At 64.8% G+C, this 21,206-nt stretch carries 21 protein-coding genes; 10 read left to right on the forward strand and 11 right to left on the reverse strand.

The features are described from left to right. Positions 1–55: 55 nt before the first annotated feature. Both FNL14_RS03355 and FNL14_RS03360 read right to left on the reverse strand, forming a co-directional pair. On the reverse strand, positions 56–1,459 hold the full coding sequence (locus tag FNL14_RS03355) for a GntP family permease (RefSeq protein ID WP_142057614.1): 1,404 nt from the start codon (positions 1,457–1,459) through the stop codon (positions 56–58). A 40-nt stretch (positions 1,460–1,499) separates the two neighbouring features. Beyond that, positions 1,500–2,036 carry a gluconokinase gene (locus tag FNL14_RS03360; protein WP_142057616.1) on the reverse strand — a complete coding sequence of 179 codons (537 nt, stop codon included), beginning with the start codon at positions 2,034–2,036 and terminating at the stop codon, positions 1,500–1,502. 191 nt (positions 2,037–2,227) lie between these two features. Here FNL14_RS03360 and FNL14_RS03365 point away from each other — a divergent pair, with 191 nt between their 5' ends. Then, positions 2,228–2,962, forward strand: coding sequence for a FadR/GntR family transcriptional regulator (locus tag FNL14_RS03365; RefSeq protein ID WP_142057618.1), 735 nt, complete (start codon positions 2,228–2,230; stop codon positions 2,960–2,962). 116 nt (positions 2,963–3,078) lie between these two features. Here the strand turns inward: FNL14_RS03365 and FNL14_RS03370 are convergent, their stop codons facing one another. Further along, positions 3,079–4,341, reverse strand: a complete 1,263-nt coding sequence (locus FNL14_RS03370; RefSeq protein ID WP_181762528.1) for a plasmid pRiA4b ORF-3 family protein — start codon at positions 4,339–4,341, stop codon at positions 3,079–3,081. Positions 4,342–4,481: 140 nt separating this feature from the next. Next, the gene (locus FNL14_RS03375; RefSeq protein WP_050056011.1) at positions 4,482–4,685 is read right to left on the reverse strand and encodes a cold-shock protein; all 204 of its coding nucleotides are present in this window, start codon (positions 4,683–4,685) and stop codon (positions 4,482–4,484) included. Positions 4,686–4,930: 245 nt separating this feature from the next. On the opposite strand from FNL14_RS03375, the gene FNL14_RS03380 reads away from it, so the two are divergent. Then, positions 4,931–6,229 carry an NAD(P)/FAD-dependent oxidoreductase gene (locus FNL14_RS03380; RefSeq protein ID WP_142057622.1) on the forward strand — a complete coding sequence of 433 codons (1,299 nt, stop codon included), beginning with the start codon at positions 4,931–4,933 and terminating at the stop codon, positions 6,227–6,229. Positions 6,230–6,319: 90 nt separating this feature from the next. Here the strand turns inward: FNL14_RS03380 and FNL14_RS03385 are convergent, their stop codons facing one another. Further along, entirely contained in the window at positions 6,320–7,765 is a 1,446-nt protein-coding gene (locus FNL14_RS03385) for an SLC13 family permease (protein WP_142057624.1), read from the reverse strand. A 10-nt stretch (positions 7,766–7,775) separates the two neighbouring features. Further along, a complete protein-coding gene (locus FNL14_RS03390; RefSeq protein WP_142057626.1) occupies positions 7,776–8,894 on the reverse strand; it encodes a PrpF domain-containing protein in 1,119 nt (372 codons plus the stop codon). Positions 8,895–9,131: 237 nt separating this feature from the next. Here FNL14_RS03390 and FNL14_RS03395 point away from each other — a divergent pair, with 237 nt between their 5' ends. From FNL14_RS03395 to FNL14_RS03425, 7 genes are all read left to right on the forward strand, one after another. Next, complete coding sequence (locus FNL14_RS03395) at positions 9,132–10,070, forward strand: LysR family transcriptional regulator (RefSeq protein WP_091417880.1); 939 nt, start codon at positions 9,132–9,134, stop codon at positions 10,068–10,070. Between the two features lie 57 nt (positions 10,071–10,127). Next, on the forward strand, positions 10,128–10,394 hold the full coding sequence (locus tag FNL14_RS03400) for a type II toxin-antitoxin system Phd/YefM family antitoxin (protein WP_091417877.1): 267 nt from the start codon (positions 10,128–10,130) through the stop codon (positions 10,392–10,394). Then, positions 10,391–10,792, forward strand: a complete 402-nt coding sequence (locus tag FNL14_RS03405) for a type II toxin-antitoxin system VapC family toxin (protein WP_142057628.1) — start codon at positions 10,391–10,393, stop codon at positions 10,790–10,792. The genes FNL14_RS03400 and FNL14_RS03405 overlap by 4 nt, the downstream gene beginning before the upstream one ends. A gap of 101 nt (positions 10,793–10,893) precedes the next feature. Next, complete coding sequence (locus FNL14_RS03410; protein ID WP_142057630.1) at positions 10,894–12,336, forward strand: DUF3375 domain-containing protein; 1,443 nt, start codon at positions 10,894–10,896, stop codon at positions 12,334–12,336. After that, on the forward strand, positions 12,333–12,998 hold the full coding sequence (locus tag FNL14_RS03415) for a DUF4194 domain-containing protein (RefSeq protein WP_142057632.1): 666 nt from the start codon (positions 12,333–12,335) through the stop codon (positions 12,996–12,998). The genes FNL14_RS03410 and FNL14_RS03415 overlap by 4 nt, the downstream gene beginning before the upstream one ends. Then, on the forward strand, positions 12,995–16,417 hold the full coding sequence (locus FNL14_RS03420) for an ATP-binding protein (RefSeq protein WP_142057634.1): 3,423 nt from the start codon (positions 12,995–12,997) through the stop codon (positions 16,415–16,417). The genes FNL14_RS03415 and FNL14_RS03420 overlap by 4 nt, the downstream gene beginning before the upstream one ends. Continuing rightward, the gene (locus FNL14_RS03425) at positions 16,410–17,657 is read left to right on the forward strand and encodes a Wadjet anti-phage system protein JetD domain-containing protein (protein WP_142057636.1); all 1,248 of its coding nucleotides are present in this window, start codon (positions 16,410–16,412) and stop codon (positions 17,655–17,657) included. The genes FNL14_RS03420 and FNL14_RS03425 overlap by 8 nt, the downstream gene beginning before the upstream one ends. 15 nt (positions 17,658–17,672) lie before the next feature. Here the strand turns inward: FNL14_RS03425 and FNL14_RS03430 are convergent, their stop codons facing one another. From FNL14_RS03430 to FNL14_RS03450, 5 genes are all read right to left on the reverse strand, one after another. Beyond that, a complete protein-coding gene (locus FNL14_RS03430; RefSeq protein ID WP_142057638.1) occupies positions 17,673–17,999 on the reverse strand; it encodes a type II toxin-antitoxin system PemK/MazF family toxin in 327 nt (108 codons plus the stop codon). 73 nt (positions 18,000–18,072) lie between these two features. Then, a complete protein-coding gene (locus FNL14_RS03435) occupies positions 18,073–18,405 on the reverse strand; it encodes a PRC-barrel domain-containing protein (RefSeq protein WP_142057640.1) in 333 nt (110 codons plus the stop codon). Next, positions 18,392–18,796, reverse strand: a complete 405-nt coding sequence (locus FNL14_RS03440) for a hypothetical protein (RefSeq protein ID WP_350224014.1) — start codon at positions 18,794–18,796, stop codon at positions 18,392–18,394. Before FNL14_RS03440 ends, FNL14_RS03435 begins: the two co-directional genes overlap by 14 nt. After that, positions 18,793–20,022, reverse strand: a complete 1,230-nt coding sequence (locus FNL14_RS03445) for an Nramp family divalent metal transporter (protein WP_142057642.1) — start codon at positions 20,020–20,022, stop codon at positions 18,793–18,795. The genes FNL14_RS03440 and FNL14_RS03445 overlap by 4 nt, the downstream gene beginning before the upstream one ends. After that, positions 20,019–20,456, reverse strand: a complete 438-nt coding sequence (locus FNL14_RS03450) for a hypothetical protein (RefSeq protein WP_142057644.1) — start codon at positions 20,454–20,456, stop codon at positions 20,019–20,021. Before FNL14_RS03450 ends, FNL14_RS03445 begins: the two co-directional genes overlap by 4 nt. Before the next feature lie 292 nt (positions 20,457–20,748). On the opposite strand from FNL14_RS03450, the gene FNL14_RS03455 reads away from it, so the two are divergent. Beyond that, positions 20,749–21,201 (forward strand): DUF4383 domain-containing protein, encoded by a 453-nt coding sequence (locus tag FNL14_RS03455; protein WP_142057646.1) that lies wholly within the window; start codon positions 20,749–20,751, stop codon positions 21,199–21,201. Positions 21,202–21,206: the final 5 nt, after the last annotated feature.

Here is a 21,206-nt window from a genome sequence, read left to right on the forward strand (position 1 = left end):
GTGCCGTTTTGAGCATTCAAAACGGCACTTGGCGCTACCCAGTTTGGGGGGGAAGCTAACCCGCCAGGCCAGCCACCAGGAAGATTGCCGCCGCGATGGCGAAGCCCATCACGCCGATGAGCGTCTCCATCACGGTCCAGGTCTTCAGCGTGGTCTTGACGTCCATGCCGAAGAAGCGGCCCACCAGCCAGAAGCCGGAGTCGTTGACGTGCGAGACCACCACGGACCCAGCGGCAACGGCGATCACGAGGGCGGCGATCTGCATGCCGTTCAGTCCCGCAGCAGCAACGGCCGGAGCGATGAGGCCGGCGGTGGTGGTCAGTGCCACGGTGGCAGAACCCTGGGCGATGCGCAGGATAGCGGAGATCAGGAAGCCGGCCAGGATCAGCGGGATGCCCAGGTTGCCCAGGACATCAGCCAGTGCGGCGCCGATGCCGGAGGTGCGCAGGACGCCGCCGAACATACCGCCGGCACCGGTGATCAGGATGACTGAGCAGACCGGGCCAAGCGAGGATTCGAGCAGTTTCTCCAGCGCGCCTGCGTCCTTGCCCCGCTTGGCACCCAGGACGAACATGGCCACAATCACGGCGATCAGCAGGGCCACCGGAGTTTCGCCGATGGTGCGCAGGACCTGGAACCACTGCTCCTTCTTAACGTCCGCGGAGAGAACGCCGGACGAGGCCAGGGTGTTCAGGCCGGTGTTCATGAAGATCAGGACCAGCGGCAGGAGCAGCAGCCCCACGATGGTGCGGAAGCGCGGCGGGTGGGACTCGGCTTCGGCCGTGGCGTGCCCCAGGAGTTCCGGGACGGGCAGGACCAGCTTCTTACCGGTGTACAGGCCGTACAGGTAGGCGGTGACGTACCAGGTGGGGATGGCGGTGATCAGGCCCGCGATCATCACCAGGCCCACGTTGGCCTCAAAGAAGGCCGCGGCGGACACCGGGCCCGGGTGCGGCGGCAGGAAGATGTGCATCACGGAGAATGCGCCGGCGGCGGGGAGTCCGTAGCGGAGCACTCCGCCGCCCAGGCGGTGGGCTACGGCGAAGACCACGGGCAGCATAACCACCAGGCCGGCATCGAAGAAGATGGGGAACCCGAAGATCAGCGAGGCCAGGCCCAGGGCGAAGGGGGCGCGTTTCTCGCCGAAAATGCCGATCAGGTAGTCGGCCAGGACCTTGGCGCCGCCGCTGGTTTCCACGATCCGCCCCAGCATGGCGCCCAGGCCAACGAGCAGGGCCACGGTGCCAAGGGTTGTCCCGAAGCCGTTGATCAGGACCGGCACCACCTGGTTGGCGGGAATGCCGGTGGCGAAGGCCGTGGCGAGGCTGATGACGATCAGGGCCAGCAACGCGTGCATCCGCAGCTTGATGATCAGGAACAGCAGGGCGACGATCGCCGCCGCAGCGATGAGCAGCAGGGGGCCTGCGCCCATCGTTTGGGTCCATCCTTCGATGGTCATGGTTCTCCTTTGAAACAGGATTGTTGGGGTTTGGGGATGCTTAGGATGCCTGGTCTGCGGGGAGCTGCAGTGCGGCAATGATGGTTTTGACGAGCTCTTCCGGGGACTTGGAGATGTCCAGCCGGAGGCTTCCGGCGGCAAGCTCCTCGTCGGTCAGCGGCTCCAGTGTGGCCAGCTGGCTGGGCAGGAGCGTGGGCGGCATGAAGTGGCCTTCGCGGCCCTGCATGCGCTGGCCGATCAGGTCCGCTTCGCCGTGAAGGTGAAGGAAGAGAACGCGGCCCTCGGCCTGGGACAGCAGCTGGCGGTAGCTCTGTTTGAGGGCCGAGCAGGTGAGCACTGTACTCTTGCCGGCCTTGGCCTGGGCGGTCATCCAGTTTTGGATTTCCTGCAGCCACGGCCAGCGGTCCTCGTCCTGCAGCGGCGTGCCCTGGCTCATCTTCTGGATGTTGGCCTGCGGGTGGAACTCGTCTGCTTCGGCGCAGGCCCAGCCAAGCTGCTGCGAAAGTGCTGCCGCGATGGTGGATTTGCCGGAACCGGCAACGCCCATGACCACCAGGTGCGTGGCGGGATACTGCATGTTTTACCTCCGAAGAAGACGCCGTTGGCTTAGGGAAGAAAGCTCATTTGCACTTCCGATGAGGAAATGCGCTGGAGATAAGGTATCACCTTTTGTGAGCACAGATACTATCTTTGCGTGTCATAAGTCATACCTTTGCGTCTTTTTTCGGTAGGCTGGTACCGCGCAGGCGCGCAGAGGAAGGCAGGAAGATGTCGACGGCGACACCACAGGACCAGGACACCGCGGACGACGGCGGGGCCTCCCCCGCCCTGCAGGGACGAGTGGTTGAGGCGCTTGGCGTAGCCATCGCATCCGGCGACCTGCCGCCCGGAAGCCGGCTCACCCTGGAAGGCCTTCAGCAGGAGTACGGGATTTCGCGCACCGTGGCCCGGGACACCATGAAGGTCCTGGAATCCATGAACCTCGTCTACTCGCGGCGGCGGGTGGGCATTGTGGTGCAGGAGCGACGGTTCTGGAATGTCTTCGATCCCAAACTGGTGCGCTGGCGGCTTGCCTCGGACCGGCGGGACATCCAGTACAGCAGCCTCACAGAGCTGCGCATCGCCGTCGAACCTATTGCCGCAGCGGGGGCGGCCCGACGGGCGAGCGCCGCCGAACGGGCCAAACTGACATCCCTGGCCGCCGATCTGCGCCGCCTGGGCGAAGCCGGTGAGCTCGAGGCATTCCTTGCTGCGGACATCGAGTTCCACTGCCTGCTGCTGGAAAGCTGCGGCAACGAGATGTTCCTTGCCCTGGAAGGCATGGTGGCCGAGGTGCTGACAAGCCGGACCAAACAGGGGCTGATGCCGTTCAAACCGCGGAATGAAGCGCTGCAGGCGCACGAGGATGTGGCTGCCGCCGTGGCTGGCGGGGACGCGGTAGCTGCAGAAACAGCGATGCACCACATCCTGGATGAGGTGCGCAACGCCATGGGACTGCACTGACCGTCGGTTGAGCGTGTCGAAACCCCAGCATGGACGGCCCTCGCCCGCATAAACGGTGTTGGCCAGCACCGTCCCAGCGGGCCACGGCCGCTCATGCCGCCAGGACCAGGCCGCCGCTACCCCTTCCGGGACAGCCGCTCTGCTTCCCGGACAGCCAGGAAGAACTTCACTCCGCCGTCGGTAAGAAGTGCACGGTCAGCGAAGGTGGCCTTGGGAGTCTTCAGGCACAGGCACATCAGGGTCCACGAGACGGTCCGGTAGATGTCCGTGATCCACTCTTCCGGAATGGGATGGCCGGAGCGGGTAACAAATCCCGTTTCCTCCAGTGCCAGCCGGATGACATCCCTTTCCAGGTTCCAAGGCGGCGCAATGCACGTGAGGTACCAGTTCGCGTAAAGGTGCGTGACGAGCCGGACGGCGTCGTGCCCGGGATTGGCGATGGTGTCCACCAAGAGGTCCCACAAGTAGCCGGGATGTTCGATCGCACGCCGGCCGCGCGGCGCGAGCACCAGCCTGCCCTTGAGTTTCCGGACCAGCTTCCATGCAAGTGCGTGCTCCCTGAGTTCGCGGACCGGCAACACATGGGCTTCGCGGTTCCCCTTGCCGAAGACAATGCCGTCCCAGCCGATCTCCTCCACTGCCTTCTTGACCAGGACGGGCTTCAGGTAGCCGTCCTTGGTCAGTTCCAGGCCGTCGCCCGCGGCGTTTCGCAGGAGCCACATTACCGGCTTGAGTACGTCGTCCCGCTCCTCCTCCGTGACGGGCTCGGGCCACCACTGGAGCGCGAGAATCCGCAGTTTGCGGTTCGCGGCCTGCACGTCGAAGCGGGTGGCGTCGAAGCGCTCGCCGAATTCGCCGGCCGTCTCGAAAACCCATCGCGACGCATCCTCGTGTTCCGGGTGCTGCTGGTCGGCCAGGATCTGCACCAGGCGGGCGTACCCGGGCGGCCCGCCGGAGTCCTCCACGGGTCCGCGGTTGGCGCCGTCCAGGCACAGGAGTTGGCCGCGCTCCAGTTCAGCGGGCCCCACCAGTTCCGTGCGGTGGGTCCAGCCGTCACCAAAGTCATACTCGTACTCGAACACCGTGCCCGGCTTCTGCGGGTCCAGCAGATCTGAAAGCACGACGGCGGCAGGCGACTCGGCGTCAGAATCCGCCGTTGCGCCGTCGGGACCCATAACAACGCGTGGTTGCCCGGCGGGATCCACGGCGCGGACGCCGTACAGGTGCCGGTCCTCCCAGCCGAAGACTGCCTGCACCGCCAGGTGGAACTGCTGGATGGTCAGGGCAGCGGGAGCACGCAGCCGCCGCCAGATCAGCGGCTCAGATTCCTCGATGGTAATGCGGAGGTCGAAAGCGGGGACAGTGCCGGCTGAATGCATAGGGGCCATCTTTCCAGAGGGAACCGCCGGACGCGGCGTCAGGCCCTGCGTAGCACGCCCGGGTTAAGCAAAAGCAGGGCCGGTCAGTGACCGGCCCTGCTCAAAAATTGAAACCCTGAGGCCCCAGTTTCTCTAAGAAATTAGAGAGCCTGGATGTTGGTGGCCTGGGGACCCTTGGGGCCCTGCTCGGTTTCGAAGGAAACCTTCTGGTTCTCTTCGAGGGAGCGGAAGCCGTTGGAGTTGATCGCAGAGTAGTGTGCGAAAACATCCTGTGAAGAGTCATCGGGGGAAATGAAGCCGAAGCCCTTTTCAGCGTTAAACCATTTGACGGTACCAGTAGCCATTATTTTTGTCCTTCGTGAAGGTGGAGGAAAAGTCCCGACTTTCGGGTCCTCCGGTGTGGGGTGTTCAAAACCGCTACTTCAGAAGAACGCGGACTTTCGACCGCGCGTACTGCCTGAACTACCAACTGCATAAACACAACAACAGGATCAACAGTACAGGAGTTTTGGCAGACGGATTACCACAGCGGCCGGACCGGAGTATTCTGCGAACAGATCCACTCCCTCCGGACCACTTGGAGCACCCCATGGACACAACGACGTCGTCCAGCGCCCACCGTGATCGCCGCGCTTCCGGATTGCCGGGGCGGGTGGACACCCTGGTCATTGGGGCCGGACAGGCCGGGCTGGCCACCAGTTACTGGCTCACCCAGCTCGGCGTGGAGCATCTGGTGCTGGAGCGGAGGGACGGGATCGGCGGGGCGTGGCAGGACAGGTGGGACTCGTTCTACCTGAACACCCCCAACTTTTTCTGCAGACTCCCCGGGCTTGGGTACGAGGGCTCCGAGCCGGACGCTTTCATCCCCCGCAATGCCGTCGTCGACCTTTTCCGCGACTACGCCCGGCGAATCGCCGCGCCGGTGCAACTGGGAACGTCCGCCACCCGGATCAGCGGGGCGGCGGGCGCCTTCACGGTGGAAACGACGAGGGGACAGCTGGCCGCGGCAAACGTAGTCCTCGCCAACGGCGCGTTCCAGCGACCGCGTATCCCCACGGCGTCGGCGGACATCCCCGCCCGTATCAAGCAGCTGCACAGCCACGACTACCGCAACGCCACGCAACTGCCCGACGGCGCCGTCCTGGTGGTGGGCACCGGCCAGTCCGGCGGCCAGATCACCGAGGACCTGCTGGCCGCCGGCCGCCAGGTGCACCTGTCTGTTTCATCGTGCCCGGAAGCGCCCCGCCGTTACCGCGGCCGGGACCTCCTCCACTGGATCCTCGAGCTGAACCTGCACGGCTCCGAGTACGGCATCAACGGCTTCCAGGTTGCCAACCTCCCCTCCCCCGCCGGCCGTTTCCTGTGCAACCCGCTGATCTCCGGCAACGACGGCGGCCACAGCATCCACGTGCGGGAGTTGGGGCGCCGCGGCGTGCGCCTGCACGGCCGCTTCGAGGGAGCGGACGACGGCGTCCTCACCTTCAGCGACGACCTCCCCGAACGTCTCGCGCTGGTGGAGGCCGGGTTCAGCCCGCGCCTGCGGCTGGCCGATGCCTACATCGAGGCCCTCGGCATTGATGCACCGGCCGCGGATCCGGTCCCGGACGATCCCTGGCTTCCCCCGGAGCCCGGGGCGCGGCTGGACCTGGCCGCGGAGGACATCCGGTCCATTATCTGGGCCACCGGCTACAGCATGGACTTCAGCTTCCTGGACTTCCCTGTGCTTGATCAATGGAACTACCCCCGGCACAACCGGGGCGTCACCGAAGTGCCGGGCCTCTTCGCCGTCGGGCTGCCCTGGCTGACGAGGCATGCCTCGGCAACGCTTGGCCTGGTGGGCGAGGACGCCGGGTACGTGGCGGAGCAGATCGCCGCCCGGCACGCCTAAACCCACTCCAAGCCGCCACGCGAAATGGCACTTCGCGGCAATGTTGTGGGGAAACATTGCCGCGAAGTGCCATCTCGGGTGAAGGGCCGGCTACATGATGCCGGTGGGTACCAGCAGTGCCCAGGCCAGGGCCGGTGCAACCAGCACCACGCCGCCGGCGTACATCATGAGCTGCTTGTAGACGCGCTGCCGGTCGTCGTCGCGGGCGTTCGCGACCACCAGGGCGCCGTCGGTGGAGAAGGGCGAAACATCCACCACGGTGGCCGCAATGGCCAGGGCAGCGACGGTGCCGGAGGCGCTCAGGGTACTGCTGGCGAGCAGAGGGCCGGCGAGCGGGATGAACGCTGTCAACAGTGCGGTGGAGGAAGCAAAGGCTGAGCCCACGCCAATCACGTAGCAGAGGACCAGGGCCACGAGCAGGGGCGCACCGAGTGCCAGAGCCTGTTCGGCGAGGGTGTCGATGACGCCGACGTGCTGCAGCAGCGAGACGTAGGTGATCATGCCGGCCACCAGCAGGACGGTGGACCAGGAGACACCGCCGATGAACGTCTGGTGTTCCTTGATGTTGATGAAGGCGAGCAGGAGCCCGGCGGACAGGGCCACGAAGCCGATGGGCATATGGAAGCCCAGGGTGCAGACAAGCATCGCGCCGATCAGGACCAGGGTTAGGATCTGCTGGCCGTGGGGACGGCCGGTGCTGGTGGTGTCCACGTCGGCAAGCTGGCCGCCTTCGCCGTCGCGCAGTTTGCCCAGGAGGCTGAACAGCACAATGGTCAGGACGGAAAGGATCAGATTCAGGGCGAAGCTGGCAATGAAGAGGGCGCCCTGCGAGATGGGGAAGCCGTTTTCAACGGCGATGTTGTGCACCAGGACGCCGGCCACGGACAGCGGGGAAAAGCCGCCGGCGTGGGCGCCGTTGATGATGAACGCGCCCATAACCACAGGGTGGATGCGGGATTCGTAGGCGAAACCAAGGGCTGCCGGTGCCAGCAGGGCGACGGCGGCCGGCGAGAAGGTGCCCAGCGAGGTGAGCGCGGCTGCAATCAGGAAGAAGACCCAGGGCAGCAGCATGGTTTTGCCCCTGACCAGGCGGACGCAGGTCTGGACGATGATGTTGATGGTGCCGTTCCGCTGGGCCATGCTGAAGAAATAAGTGACGCCAATGATGGTCAGGACGATGCTGGCCGGGAATTCCTCCAGGATCTGCTTGTCCGTCATCCCGAGCATGAAGTAGCCGACGCCGAAGGAGGCTACCAGCCCCATCACGCCGATGTTCAGCGGCCACTTGGTGGCCACGACGAACATCACCACGAGGATGACGAGCGGGATGATCTGTACGGCTGTCATGGTGTGCTCCGGGTCCGTGGCGGCCCCCTGGTTGAGGAAGCCACCCCCCAGCACGAGGGCAGCCAGGCCCAGGATTGCGAGTCCGGCCACCACCATCAGTAGGATACGGCGGCGGCGGTTGGGACGCGGTGACTGTTGGTCCCGGGTCTCCTCGAGAATGTCAGTGGGGCGTTGCGCTGTTTTGGTCATGGCTTACTCCTCATTGAGTGGCTCCCGCGAGGACGGCAGGTGCAGCACTGCCGGAAACCTCGGGGAGGTGGATGATGGTGGTGGCGATGGTGCGGGCGGTGCGGTCGACGCCGACGAGCAGGCTTCCGGCGTGGTCCTCGCTCCAGGTTTCAATCACCCCGGCGGGGGTCCGCAGCCGCAGGGTGTCGCCCTGCGTACCGCCCGTGATGGTGTGCAGCACGGTGCCCGGTGTCCGGGCGGCCAGGGTCAGGGCGATGCTTCCGGTGATGGCCAGGGCCGGGTGGGGCCTGCCCATGGAGAGCATCATGACGTTGACGTCGGCGCTTGCTTCGGCGTCTGCAGGGGCGGCAACGATGGCGAGCTTGGGGATGGCCCGGGCAGCTTCGGCGGGAGTGGGAGCCAGCCCCATCCGCACGGCCGCCTGGCGCCGGATCTGTTCCAGGGTGTCCAGTTGCAGTTCCACACCTGCGCGCCACGTCTCGTAGCGGGCGGTGTCCAGGCCCAGCTCCTCGGCGCGGACCATCACCACCGGCGCTCCGGCGTCGACCATTGAAACGGTCCAGTTGGTCCCGCCGGCGGTGATGGTGTCCGTTGCCGCGCCGGTGGGAAGCAGTGCCCCGGTGGTTTTGCCGGCGGGGTCCTGGAAGCCCAGGCCCACGGGGTATCCAGGGAACGGGACGCCGGGCATCTGTCCTTCCGGGATGACCGGCAGGGCACCGTCCGGGGTGGGCACGCGCTGGACGATGACCTGGTTGGTGTTGGTGTTGCGGGTGACAATCCGGGTGATGTCCCCGGTAGGTACAACCCAGCCCTTCTCGATCGCGTACAGGCCCACCACTGCGGAGCCGTTCCCGCAGTTGCTTCCCCAGTCCACGCCGGCTTCTTCGATGCCCACCTGCGCGAAGGTGTATTCGACGTCGATATCGCCGTCCGTGGGCCGGTGCAGAATGATTGCCTTGCTGGTGGTGGAAGTGGCTCCGCCCACGCCGTCTATCTGGCGGGGGTCCGGACTTCCGAACAGCCGGGGCAGCAGCTCATCGAGGCTGGCACCTCCCTCCTGAAGATGCTCCGCTTCGAACACCCAGCACTTGCTGGTGCCTCCGCGCATCCATTCCGCTTCGATCTTCATCGACTTCCACCTCTCCTTCGCCTCAAAACTGTTGAGGGCCTGATAAGAGGTTGAGCCAGATCACACTTAAGGACAATGTTGGATAGTTGAATGGGGATGTAGAGTTACTTCATTCAGTGACACTAAAGGGCGTCGGGCACGGGATCGACCGTCCCGAACGTCGATGTAGCGCGGGGAAGCACGCGGAATCCCGGACACATTGCAGTGAATTAACGAAAAGCACAGAGAGGCGAACGGATGCTTAACGAAGAGGAGCAGCCTCTGTTCGATATCCGGCGGCTGGCCCTGCTCCTGGAGGTGGTGGAGCAAGGATCCATCACTGCCGCGGCCGAGCTGATGATGTACACGCCCTCGGCGGTCTCCCAGCAGCTGCGCAAGCTGGAACAGGAAGTGGGGCAGCCCCTGCTCAACCGCCGTTCCCGCGGGGTGGTGCCTACCGAGGCCGGGCAGGTACTGGCCGGGCATGCCCGCAAGATCGTCCACCAGATGAAGGCGGCACAGTCGGACCTGGGCCAGATCGCCGGACTGAAGCGCGGATCCCTGACGGTGGGTACCTTTCCCACCCTTGCCGGCTCCTTCCTGCCCATCGTCATCCGGACCTTCAAGAAGCGTTACCCGGCAATCGGCCTTTCACTCCGCAGCGCCCGCTTCGACGAACTCGTGGCAGACCTGGAGTCCGGCGTCACGGGCTTGTGCCTGTTGTGGGACTACCCCTGGAACCGTTTCGAGGACGAGTCCATCCGGGTCACCGAGGTCTTCCAGGAGAGCACCGTGATCCTGGTGGCGCGCGGCCACAAGCTGGCAGGACGGGACCAGGTGAGCATGGAGGACCTGCGCAACGAGTCCTGGATCGTCCGGGCAGAGGCCCACCCGGTGGTGGAAGTCCTGCAGCGTTCCGCCCACGACGCCGGCTTTGAACCAACCATTGGTTTCCTGGCCAATGACTACCAGGAAGCCCAGGCGATGGTGAGCGTGGGCATGGGCGTGGCCATGGTTCCCAAAACCGCCGTATCACTCCAGCATCCCGACGTGAGGGTGCTCAGCCTGGGCGCCGCGGCACCCCTGCGGCGGATCCTGCTGGCCCAGCGCCAGGACAAGGTCTACGCCCCGGCCGAGGTCGCCTTCCACTCGACGCTGCTTGAGGTTGCCCGCGAACGGGCCGGGGACTACCTCTAGCTTTTTCGGGCTGACGCGCGCCGTCTCGGGTTGCTACAATTGCTACGGAGGCTGGCCATGACAACAATTCCCCATCGCGAACTGCGTAACCAGAGCAGCAAGATCCTGGAGCGCGTGAAGAACGGCGAAACGATCGACGTTACGAACAATGGCGAAATCGCAGCGACAATGATTCCGCCGTCAATCTCCCCCTTTGAACGTCTCTTGCTGGCCGGTCAGGTCAGGCCGGCAAGGCCAGGCCGCGTTGACTTCCGGACCCTGCCCCGAATCACATCGAAGGTGGGCACAGCGGAGATCCTGGACGACCTTCGAGGGGACCGTTGATCTATGTCGACACCTCAGCCGTTCTAAAGCTGGTGGTGGCGGAAGAAGAATCCGCCAGTGTTGCAGATTACCTCTCCGAGGCCGCGGCCAGAGGGGATAGCCTCGTCGCATCGATGCTCCTCTATACCGAACTACATTGCGCAGGGCACCGTCGAAGGATCCCTGCCGGACTGGTCAACGACGTCTTGGCCGGGATCAACCTCGTTGACCTGGCGAGATCTGACCTTATGTTTGCGGCAGCGATGCCGGGACATTTGCGCAGTGCAGACGCCATCCATCTGGCCACCGCTATCCGGCTGCAAGCCGATCTGCTCGTTGCGTATGACACAGAACTGTTGGCCGCAGCCGTCGAGGCTGGCCTTGACGTCGCCTCACCTACGCATCAGCCTGAGCACTGATGCTTTGGCAATCCACCCTGTTCGTCGGAAATTGTCTGGGGCAACGTGTAACTTAGGCCTCACCGTTCATCCTGCCGCCTTTCTCCCGTCCAGAGGACGCCATGGACTACTACGCCATCAATTCCCTCCGTGAGAACCACCCCGGATGGTCCCTGCTTCGTGCGCAGAACGCGCCGCTGGCCTTGACCTTCTTAATGGCGGCGTTCACCGGCCCCAATCAACGGAACCTGGGCCGCCAGGAGCTCATCGACGTGCTCGACGACGTCCTGTTCGGGCTGCGGGACAGCGAAGGCCAGGACAAGTTCCCGCGCCCCGCCGGCGAATACCTGGACGACTGGGCTGCAGACGAGCGCAAATGGCTGCGGAAGTACTATGTGCCGGGCGAGGATGAGCCGCATTACGACCTGACCGCGGCAGCCGAGGATGTGGTCCGGTGGGTGGAGAACCTGCGCGGACGGGATTTCGTAGCCACGCAGTCCAGGCTCACCAGTATCTTCGCTGTCCTGAAACAGCTGGTGCAGCAGTCCGAAACGGACCCCGAAGTTCGGCTGGCGGAGCTCCAGCGGCAGCGGGACGGGATCGACGTCGAGATGCAGCGGATCCGCGAAGGCAACATCCGTGTCATGACAGGTCCGGAAGCGCTGGACCACCTCCAGCAGTTGACCGCCCTGGCAAGGGACTTGCTGGCCGACTTCCGTGAAGTCGAGCAGAACTTCCGCAGGCTGGACCGCCAGGTACGGGAGCAGATCGCCACATGGGACGGGAGCCAGGGCGAACTCCTGGATGCGATCTTCACCAACCAGCAGGACATCAGCAGCTCACTCCAGGGCCGCACCTTCCAGGGCTTCTGGGATTACCTGATGTCTCCGCGGCTACGAAGCGAACTGCAGGACCTGCTCCAGCGGGCCACCCGGATCGAGGCCCTCGCCAACACCGACAGCCTGGACGCGGTGGCGAACCTCCACCAGGACTGGCTTCCCGCCGTCGAGCAGACACAGGCCACGGTCCGCCAGCTCTCCCAACAAATGCGCCGGCTCCTCGACGACAAAGTGTTCCTGGAAAACAAGCGGATCATGCAGCTGATCCGAAGCGTCGAATCCGGCGCCCTGGCCACCCGGGAGGCACCGCCGTCGGGCGTTTTTATGGAGATTGACGCACCGTCCGTGGACGTAGTGCTGCCGTTTGAGCGGCCGCTTTATGAGCCCAGCAGGAAGGTGATGGTGGAGGATTCCGTGGAAACCGCGGACGACTCCGACGTTGACGCCGATGCGCTGTTCAGCCAGTTCCACGTGGATAAGGAACGCCTGAAGGCAAACATCGACGCCGTCCTCGCCGAGGCGGAGCAGGCCACCCTGGCCGAAGTCACGGCCGCTTACCCGCTCTCCCAGGGCCTGGCGGAAATCGTCGGCTACTACCAGTTGGCCACCGAATCGAACTGGGCCACTATCAATCCGGAGCAGTCGCAGCACCTGGCGTGGCAACTGCCGGACGGCCGCGTCCGGGAAGCCACTGTTGAACAGATCATTTTCGGAAGGCCCGCATGAACCCCTTCAACCCCACCACCGCGGAAACAGAAGCCCGCACACCCGAGGAGCTTCCCGCCGTCGTCACCCGTCTTTTCAAAGGCGTGCTCTACGCGGAGAACGATGAGAAAGTCTGGCAGTCCCTGCTCGGCCTGACCTCCCATGTGCGCGACTACGTCTCCGTGCTCGGACTGGACCTGATCCTCGACGAGTCGGAGGGCTACGCGTTCCTCCGGTCCAAGGACGATCCGGATGGAACACTGCCGAGGCTCATCGCCCGTCGGAGCTTGACGTTCAACGTCAGCCTGCTCCTCGCCCTGCTGCGTGGCCGCATGCTCGAATTCGACACGAACAGCAGCGAGCTCCGGCTCATCATGACTGAGCAGGACATCGCGGACATGGTGTCGGTGTTCCTGCCTGAGTCCAGCAACGAAGCAAAGATCCTGGACCGGCTTGCCGCGGACATCAAAAAAGTCCAGGAGCTCGACTTCCTCCGCAAGCTCAAAGGGCAGGCAGACACCTACGAGGTGGCGCGCATCCTCAAGGCCTACGTGGATGCGCAGTGGCTGGAAGAGTTCGACGCGCGGCTGGCCGACTACCGGGCGACGCTCGCCGGAGAGCCGCCCGGCACAGGAAGCGTCGCCGCGGGGCGCATGGTTGAGGCATCGGAGGAGGGCAAATGACGACCGACTTTGCGGCCGACTTCCAGGAGAGCCTGTTCAGCCTCGACGACGCGGCCGAGAGCGGCGGCACTCCCCCTGGCTTCAGGCTGAAACGCCTGGAGCTGCTCAACTGGGGCACGTTCCACCAGGGAGTGCGCACGTTCCGGCTGGATGGAGCGAACAGCCTGCTCACCGGGGACATCGGTTCAGGCAAGTCCACTGTGGTGGATGCGATCACAACGCTGCTGCTTCCCGCCCACAAGATCGAATACAACAAGGCGGCCGGGGCGCAGAAGAAGGAACGGTCCCTGATGTCGTACGTGAGGGGCTTCCACAAAAGCGCCCGGAGTACCGGCGGCGAGTATTCCAAACCAGTAGCCCTCCGCGGTACAGGGCAGCTGACGGTGGTGCTGGGAATCTTCCACAATGCCGTGCTTGGCAAGTCCGTCACACTCGGAATCACGCTTTGGGCCACCCAGGAGGCAGGACAGCCCAGCCGGTTCTACTCCCTGGCCGAGGCGGAGCAGTCCGTTGCCGTGGACTTCGCCAATTTCGGCCAGGACCCGATGAAGCTCAAGAAGAAGCTGCGGGCGGCAGGGGTGGCTGTCCATGACACCTTCGATCCATATGCGGCGGCGTTCAAACGGCAGTTCGGCATCAGCGGGAACCAGGCAATGGAACTGTTCCACCGTACGGTATCCATGAAGCAGGTGGACAACATCACCTCGTTCGTGCGGAACAACATGCTGGAGGAGGACGACGTTGCCACCCGGATCAGCAATCTCATCCACCACTTTGATGATCTGAAGAAGGCCCATGACGCCGTCCTGCGGGCCAAGGACCAGATCTCCTTGCTCACGCCCATCAAGGCCGGCGCCGATCAGCACGCGAAGCTCAGCGCTGACGACTCGATGGCGCGCCGGCAACGCGACCAGCTGCATCCCTGGTTCACGGACCGAAAGCTTAAGCTCAGCCTGGAGCACCAAACCGAGCTGGAGCGGACAGGCCTCAGACTCCAGGAGGACTCGGTCCGGCTGAATGGCGACATCAAGCAGCTGCGCCGGGACCTCGCAGGGCTGGAGGAGGACATCCGTACCAACGGGGGAGGCCGGCTCGCCGCCATCGACGCCGAGCTGTCCAACCTCGAAACCAAGTCCACAGAACAGCGGCAGCGGTTTGAGGCTTACTCCTCCGCCGCCGTGGATCTCGGCCTGCAGGCGCCGGAGGACCGCGTGCTGTTTGATGCCAATCGGGCGCGCCTTGCCGAGGTGGAGCAGGCGCTGGCGGACCGGTCGGATGCTCTCCAGGAACAGCGCACCGCCCTGTCCATGTTGCAGGTTGAACTAAAAGCGAAGACCGCTGAGATCACAGCAGAGCTCACCAGCCTGCAGGGCCGCCGGAACCTGATCCCGCTCCCCCAGCTGGATATCCGCCGCCGGCTTTGCCAAGGAACCGGGATTCCGGAGGCTGATCTGCCCTACGTGGGTGAGCTCCTCAAGGTCCGTGACGGCGAATCGGCGTGGGAGGGTGCCGCGGAGCGCACGCTTCACGGTTTCGCCCTCTCGCTCCTGGTCCCCGCCGAGCACTACCCCGCCGTCAGCGCCTGGGTGGACGCCAACAACCTCCGCGGCCGGCTGGTATACCTGCGGATTGGGGAACCAACCACGGGATTCGACAGGGTGAACCAGCGGCAACCCGAACCGGGAACGCTGGCAGCAAAGATCGCCATCAAACAAGGAACACCTTTCAGGGAGTTCCTCGAGGAAGAACTCAGCAGCCGGTTCGACTACTTCTGCTGCGAGGACCTGGCGGACTTCCGCCGTTACCCCAAGGCGTTGACGGCGAACGGGCAGCTCAAGGGCGGGCGCGGCCGGCATGAAAAGGACGACCGCAAAGACCTGACTGACCGGCGAAATTATGTGCTGGGCTGGGACAACCATGACAAGATTGCCCGGTTCCGCGCAGAACAGGACGAGATCCAGGGCCGGCTCAAAGTACTGGCGGGCCAGCTGGACAGAGTCAACGCGGAACTCGGCGCGCTTGGCCGGTCCAACCAGCAGCTGGGACTTGTCCGCTCGGTGACCGAGTTTGGCGAGATCAACTGGCAAGCCACAGCCCGCGGCATCGAGGACCTGAAAGCGGAAAAACGCGCGCTGGAGACCACCAGCGATGTCCTGCAGCAGCTCATGGCCAAGAAAACCGAGGTGACCGCCCAGCTGGAACGGCTGGAAGACAAAGCCGGGAAGCTGCAGCAGCGGCTGGGTGCCAATGAGAAGGATGCGGGCGACATCGCAGAGGCCATTCGGGAATGCCGGGACATCCTGGCCGGGACACCGGTGACGGACGACGGCGAGGTACTGGCCGCCGTCGAAGACCTCACCGCCGGGGCGCTCGGGGACAAACCGCTGACGTACCGGAATACGGCCACGGTGGAAAGCACCGTGCGCTCCGGACTGACGGACACCATCGATGCCCTTTCCAAACGGATCGCGCGGGCGGCTGAGAGCACCATCCGGCAGATGGCCGACTTCCACAACAAGTACCCGAGTGAAACCACCGATTTCGATGCCTCGCTGGACGCCGCCACAGACTATAACCGGCTGCTGGACCAGCTGGCAGGCAACGACCTGCCAAGGTTTGAGGCCCGGTTCAAGGAGTCGCTGAACCAGAACACCATTCACGAGGTGGTGGCATTCAACGCATTCCTGGACAGCCGGCGGCAGGACATCATCAACCGGATCGGCGAAATCAACCAGTCGCTGGCGGGGATTCCCTACAACACCGGCCGGCATATCCAACTTGAGCACCAGGCCACCTCAGACCAGGACGTGCGCGAGTTCGGCAGCGACCTGAGGGCCTGCTCCGCGGGAACCATTGGCGATGAGGATCAGTACTCGGAGCAGAAGTACTTGCAGGTGGAGCGGCTGATCGAGCGGTTCCGCGGCCGGGAAGGGCTCACCGACCTCGACCGCAAATGGACCGGCAAGGTCACCGATGTGCGGAACTGGTTCACGTTTTCGGCGTCGGAGAAATGGACAGAAAACGGTGAGGAGTACGAGCACTTCACGGATTCCGGCGGCAAGTCGGGCGGGCAGAAGGAGAAGCTGGCGTACACCATCCTCGCCGCGGCCCTTGCTTTCCAGTTCGGGCTCGGATCCGGGAAGGGGGCCGGCCGGAATTCGGGCAGCGGGCGAAGCTTCCGGTTTGTGGTCATTGACGAGGCGTTCGGCCGCGGCTCGGACGAATCGGCGCGGTACGGGCTGGAGCTGTTCCAGCGGATGAAGCTGCAGCTGCTGATCGTCACACCCTTGCAGAAAATCCACGTGATTGAGCCGTTCGTCTCGCATGTGGGCTTCGTGGCCAACACCAAAGGGGACGATTCCCAGCTGCGGAACATGACCATCCAGGAGTACAGCGAGGAGAAAGACAAGCGTGGCTGAAGCGTGGACCACGCTCGCTGACCTGCGGGCGCAGTCGCTGAAGGTCTGGAACAGCGGAGTGCTGCTCCGCGAGTTGTTGGATCCGAGCGGCGCCTACCCCCGCCGCCGTGCCCTGAAACGTCCGACGGCGGCTGCCCTCCTGGGCGATTACGCGGCGGCCCGTGCGTGGGCAGCCGAGTTGTTTGCCGCCGTCGGCCCCTTTACTTTGGAGACGGCTGAGGTAGGCCGCACCACAATCGGTTCCAACCAGCTGCCTGCAGCGGTGGTCTTCGCCTCGCCCAAGGATGAGATTGCGTTCGCGGGCAAGGCCAAGGATGCCGCCCGGTTTGTGGAGCTGACCGACGGGCTGTCAGCGCTGGACCCCGCCTTCCGCGCATGGGCTCTGCGGCGGCCGTTGAAGCTGGTTGAACTCGGTGCAGATGCACTGACTGCCGCCCGCGTTGCCCTATGGCTGCAGGACAACCCCCGGCCAGGGGTCTTCGTCCGGCAGCTCAGCCTGCCGGGAGTGCACACGAAGTTTGTCGAAAACCACCGGCGGGTGATCGACGAACTGGTCGAAACCCTGGCGCTGCGGACCGCTTCGGGGGTCGACGACGATGATGCCGGCGGTGCCCCGTTCCCCGATGTCCAAGCACAACCCGGCTCGTTGCTGGGTCAGCCTGCCGCACGCACTCCCGCTGCCCGCTTCGCCGCCAGACATGGTTTCCTGCACCCCCCGGAACTGGTCAGGTTCCGGTTGTTGGATCCAGGCTCGCTGCTCCTGGGCGGGGCACGGGACATAACCGTCACCGCGGAGGCGTTCAACACACTGGAACTACCCGTTGCCAGTGTGCTGATCACCGAGAACTTGGTGAACTTCCTGGCTCTGCCCGATCAACCGGGCACCGTGGCCATCTACGGCGGCGGATATGGCTTTTCCTCGCTGCGGGATGCTGCCTGGCTGCGGGACTGCGAAATCCTCTACTGGGGTGACCTGGACACCCATGGTTTCCGTATCCTCGACCAGCTCCGGGCAGTCCACCCGCACGTAGTGAGCCTGTTGATGGACGAAGCCACCCTCCTGGCGCATCGAGATGTGTGGGGCACGGAGCCGTCGCCGTCCAAGGCGCCGTTGGGCCGGCTGACGGCGGAAGAGTCTGCCCTCTATACGGCGCTGGCCAACGACGCTTTCGGCGCCTCCATCAGGCTGGAGCAGGAGCTGATCAGCTGGGACTGGGCGCTTCGGAAACTCCATCGTTGAGCGGATGTAAATCCTTTATCGGCCAAGCCCGAGAAAGACCACAAGGGACTGCTCAACAGCGCGCATGGTCCTGGAATCAATCCTTCCAATCCGCTCTCCGAGGTTGGAGCGCCGTACCGTGGCCAGCTTATCCACCATGATTTGGCTGACCTGCTGAAGGCCGCTCAGGCGCCCGGGCTCTACGGTCAACCGCAGCAAGGGAGCGTCCGTCAACTGTGACGTCAGCGGCAAAAGGGTGACGGACTCCGACTCCGCAAACAGGTCGTCCTGGATGATCAGCGCAGGACGGGGCTTTTGGGCATAGGTGCCTCCCGAGACCGTCCAAAGCTCGCCACGATTCACTCCGGCCAGTCTTCCGATATCTGCTCGATGAAGTCCTGGTCGTCAGTAGCGCGGTCTGAAGCAGCGCTGCCTCCTAATCCAGCGCCGGCGAGTATGCGGTGAACCCCTCCCGCAGCCGGACCCCGGAGGAACCAATCATCAAAATGTCATCCCACAGCACCAGGAACGAACCCCGGTGCCGCCACCTCAGCAGGGACGGCAGCGGCCAGGGCTGCCGCAGGACCGTCCGCTCGTAGCCCAGGAACGAAGCCGCACTGTGCGGGCTGACCACGAGACCGAGCAGGCGCGCCTCGGCCAGAAGCTGCCCCGGCCCGCCGTCCACCACAAACCGCGCGTCGGCCACCCTGCCCAGGCGAGCGCCGCCGTCGTCATGGACATCCATGCCCAGCAGGTCACCGAGGATCATGGCGGCCTCCCGGGATCCGTGCGATGATCTTGTCCCGGATCCAGCGCTCCACCCAGCCGGCGTCCAGGTGCTCGCCGCTGACGCCCAGTTTCAGCACGACGCCGACGTCGGACACGTCCTTCCAGGGAATGCGGATCAGCCGGGACGACGGCGGCCTGCCGCCAAAGATGCGCGTCCCCAGCACCGGCCCGGTCAGCAGCGCCGTCAGGACCGGCGCGGGTGTGCCCGGTGCCAGCTCCACGTCCAAAGCAGGCCCGCTTAACTCAAGGTCGTCCACGGTGGTGACCGGGACGCCGTCGTTATCCAGGACCTGCCGGTCCAGCAGATGCAGCTGCGCATCCAGGAGGCGGCCCGCCACGGGCGGAGCAGGCGCGAGCCGGCGGGGCTTCACGATCCGGCTCCCGTCATGATCATCAGGGGAATCGCCGCCAGGGAGGCCGCCAGGATGATCACCAGGTAGACCATGGCCAGCACGTTGACCGGGCGGCCGTTGACATGTTGGCCCATGTATTGCGGATCGTTGGCCACAATCAGGATGGGGAGGTATGTCAACGGAAGGGCGATTGCGGAAAAGACCACCGAGTATTCGGTGACCAGCACCGGGTCCACGCCGGTAGCCAGGACCGCCAGCCCAATGAACAGGCAGATGATCATGGCCAGGTGGAAGCGGGCGGCCTGCGCCGGGCGGCGGAACTTGCCCCAGGACCAGCCGAAGAACTGGGCCAGGGTGTACCCGCTGGACAGGGTGGTTTCGAGGGCCGCGCCAAAGGTGGCGGCCACCAGGCCCACCAGCACAAATGCCAATCCCACCTTGCCTGCGCCTTCGGCCACCGGGAGGACCACCTGGGACAGTGACGTCACGGCGATCCCGGCCGGAAGGAGCACCACGGCGGCGCAGCCGGCGATTGCCACGGACAGCAGCCCGCCCAGCGGAAAGCCCACCAGCACGTTGACTCGCGACTGCACCAGGTCCCTGATGGACCACCCCTCCTCCACCGCTCCGGAGGAGAAAAAGAACACCTCGTACGGTGTCATGGCCGCGCCGAACAGGGCAATGGCGTAATACCAGTAGGTGGGCGCCGTTTCCTCGGCGGGTACGGCGGGCGCCAGGGCCTGCCCGGCGAGGCTCCCCCAGTCAGGTTTGAGCAGGAACAGTGCCACTGCAAACACGATCAGGGTCAGGCCCAGCAGCCCGGTGACGTTCTCCATGATGGAGAACTTGACCCGCCACACCACCAGCCACACGGCGAGCGCCGCCACCGGGATCCACAGCAGGTAGTAGACGCTGCTGGCCAGCTGGAGGGCCAGGGCCACGCCGCCGATTTCCGCCGTCACGGTCATCAGATTGATCAGGAACGACGCCGAGAGGTTGGCCAGCCCCGCCCGCGGCCCCAGCCGTTCACGGATCACCTCGAATGTGGCCCGGCCCGACGCCGCAGCCACCCGCCCGGACATGTTGGCGAACAGGCAGATGCCCAGCACGCCCACTCCCACCACCCATACCAGTGACAGGCCAAAGCGGGAGCCCACGACGGCGTTGGTCACCAGGTCGCCGATGTCCACAAATCCGCCGATCGCCGTCAGGATGCCAAGCGCGACGCCGAGGAGCCGCTTCATTTTCCGCCGCCCTTCGCCATCAGCGCGGACAGCCGGTCCGCCGCTGCGGCCAGCGCCCGATCGCCGTCGGGAAGGGAGGGACCGCCGTCGTCCGACGCTACGGCGTCCCGGGCGGTAGTGAGGCTGGCGGTGCAGCCATCCAGGACGGAAAGCGCCTCCTGGACTGACTCCCTTTCTTCTGCGCTGCCGGACGCCAGCCGGAGCACTGAGTTCCGGCTGGTCTGCAGTTCTTTGAGCGCGTCGTCCAATGCGGTGGCGGTGGCGGCTTTGGTGAGCTTGCCCGCGGAGTCCAGCCGGACTGCGAGCTGCGCGGTGGCCATGGCGGAGTGGCTGTCCTCGACGGCGGTGGAGATGGTGCTGCTTGCCCCGCCGCAGCCGGCGAGGACTGCCAGCACGGTGAGGCAGGCGGCGCACGTCAATCGCCCCTTCAGCACTGGTCCCCTCAGCACTGCGCGCCTCCAGCCTCCGGTGCTCACCCGGTGGTCTTAGCGCCCCTCAGCAAACCGCCGAATTAGTTGCCTTGAGCTAGGTATAGCACTCCGGGGACGCATGTGGCGGGGATTGAGCCGGGGAAGTTTTGATGGCCAGGGAGCAGCATCATCCGGCCCCAAAAATCTTCTGGCAACAACCCATCCCGGGTGCGCTGGACCGCGAATTGCTGGCATAAGCACATGGATCGGCAGGACGGGCTGATCCATACACATAGATCGCATTCAGGAGTTCACCATGGCAACACACACCAGCACCGGCATGGCAGCACGCACCAACGTCCAGAAGGCATCGATCGTTGTGGGGGCAGTGTTCCTGCTGGTTGGCGTCCTGGGCTTCGTTCCGGGCATCACCAGCAACTTCGACCAGCTGCACATCGCCGGCCACCACTCCGAAGCCATGCTGCTGGGCCTCTTCCAGGTCTCGGCCCTGCACAACATCGTCCACCTGCTCTTCGGCGCAGCGGGCATCGCACTGGCCAGGAGCGCCGCCGGCGCCCGCTCATTCCTGCTCTACGGCGGGGTCATCTACTTGGTCCTGTTCATCTACGGCCTGGTGGTCCCCCAGGATTCCGCCGGCAACTTCGTGCCCCTCAACGGCTTCGACAACATCCTGCACCTGCTGCTCGGCGTGGGGATGATCGCCCTTGCCGTGATCCTCACCAAGGGCCGCAACACCTCACGCGCCTAGACGTC

The sequence above is a fragment of the Pseudarthrobacter sp. B4EP4b genome (assembly GCF_006680095.1).
GTDB lineage: Bacteria > Actinomycetota > Actinomycetes > Actinomycetales > Micrococcaceae > Arthrobacter.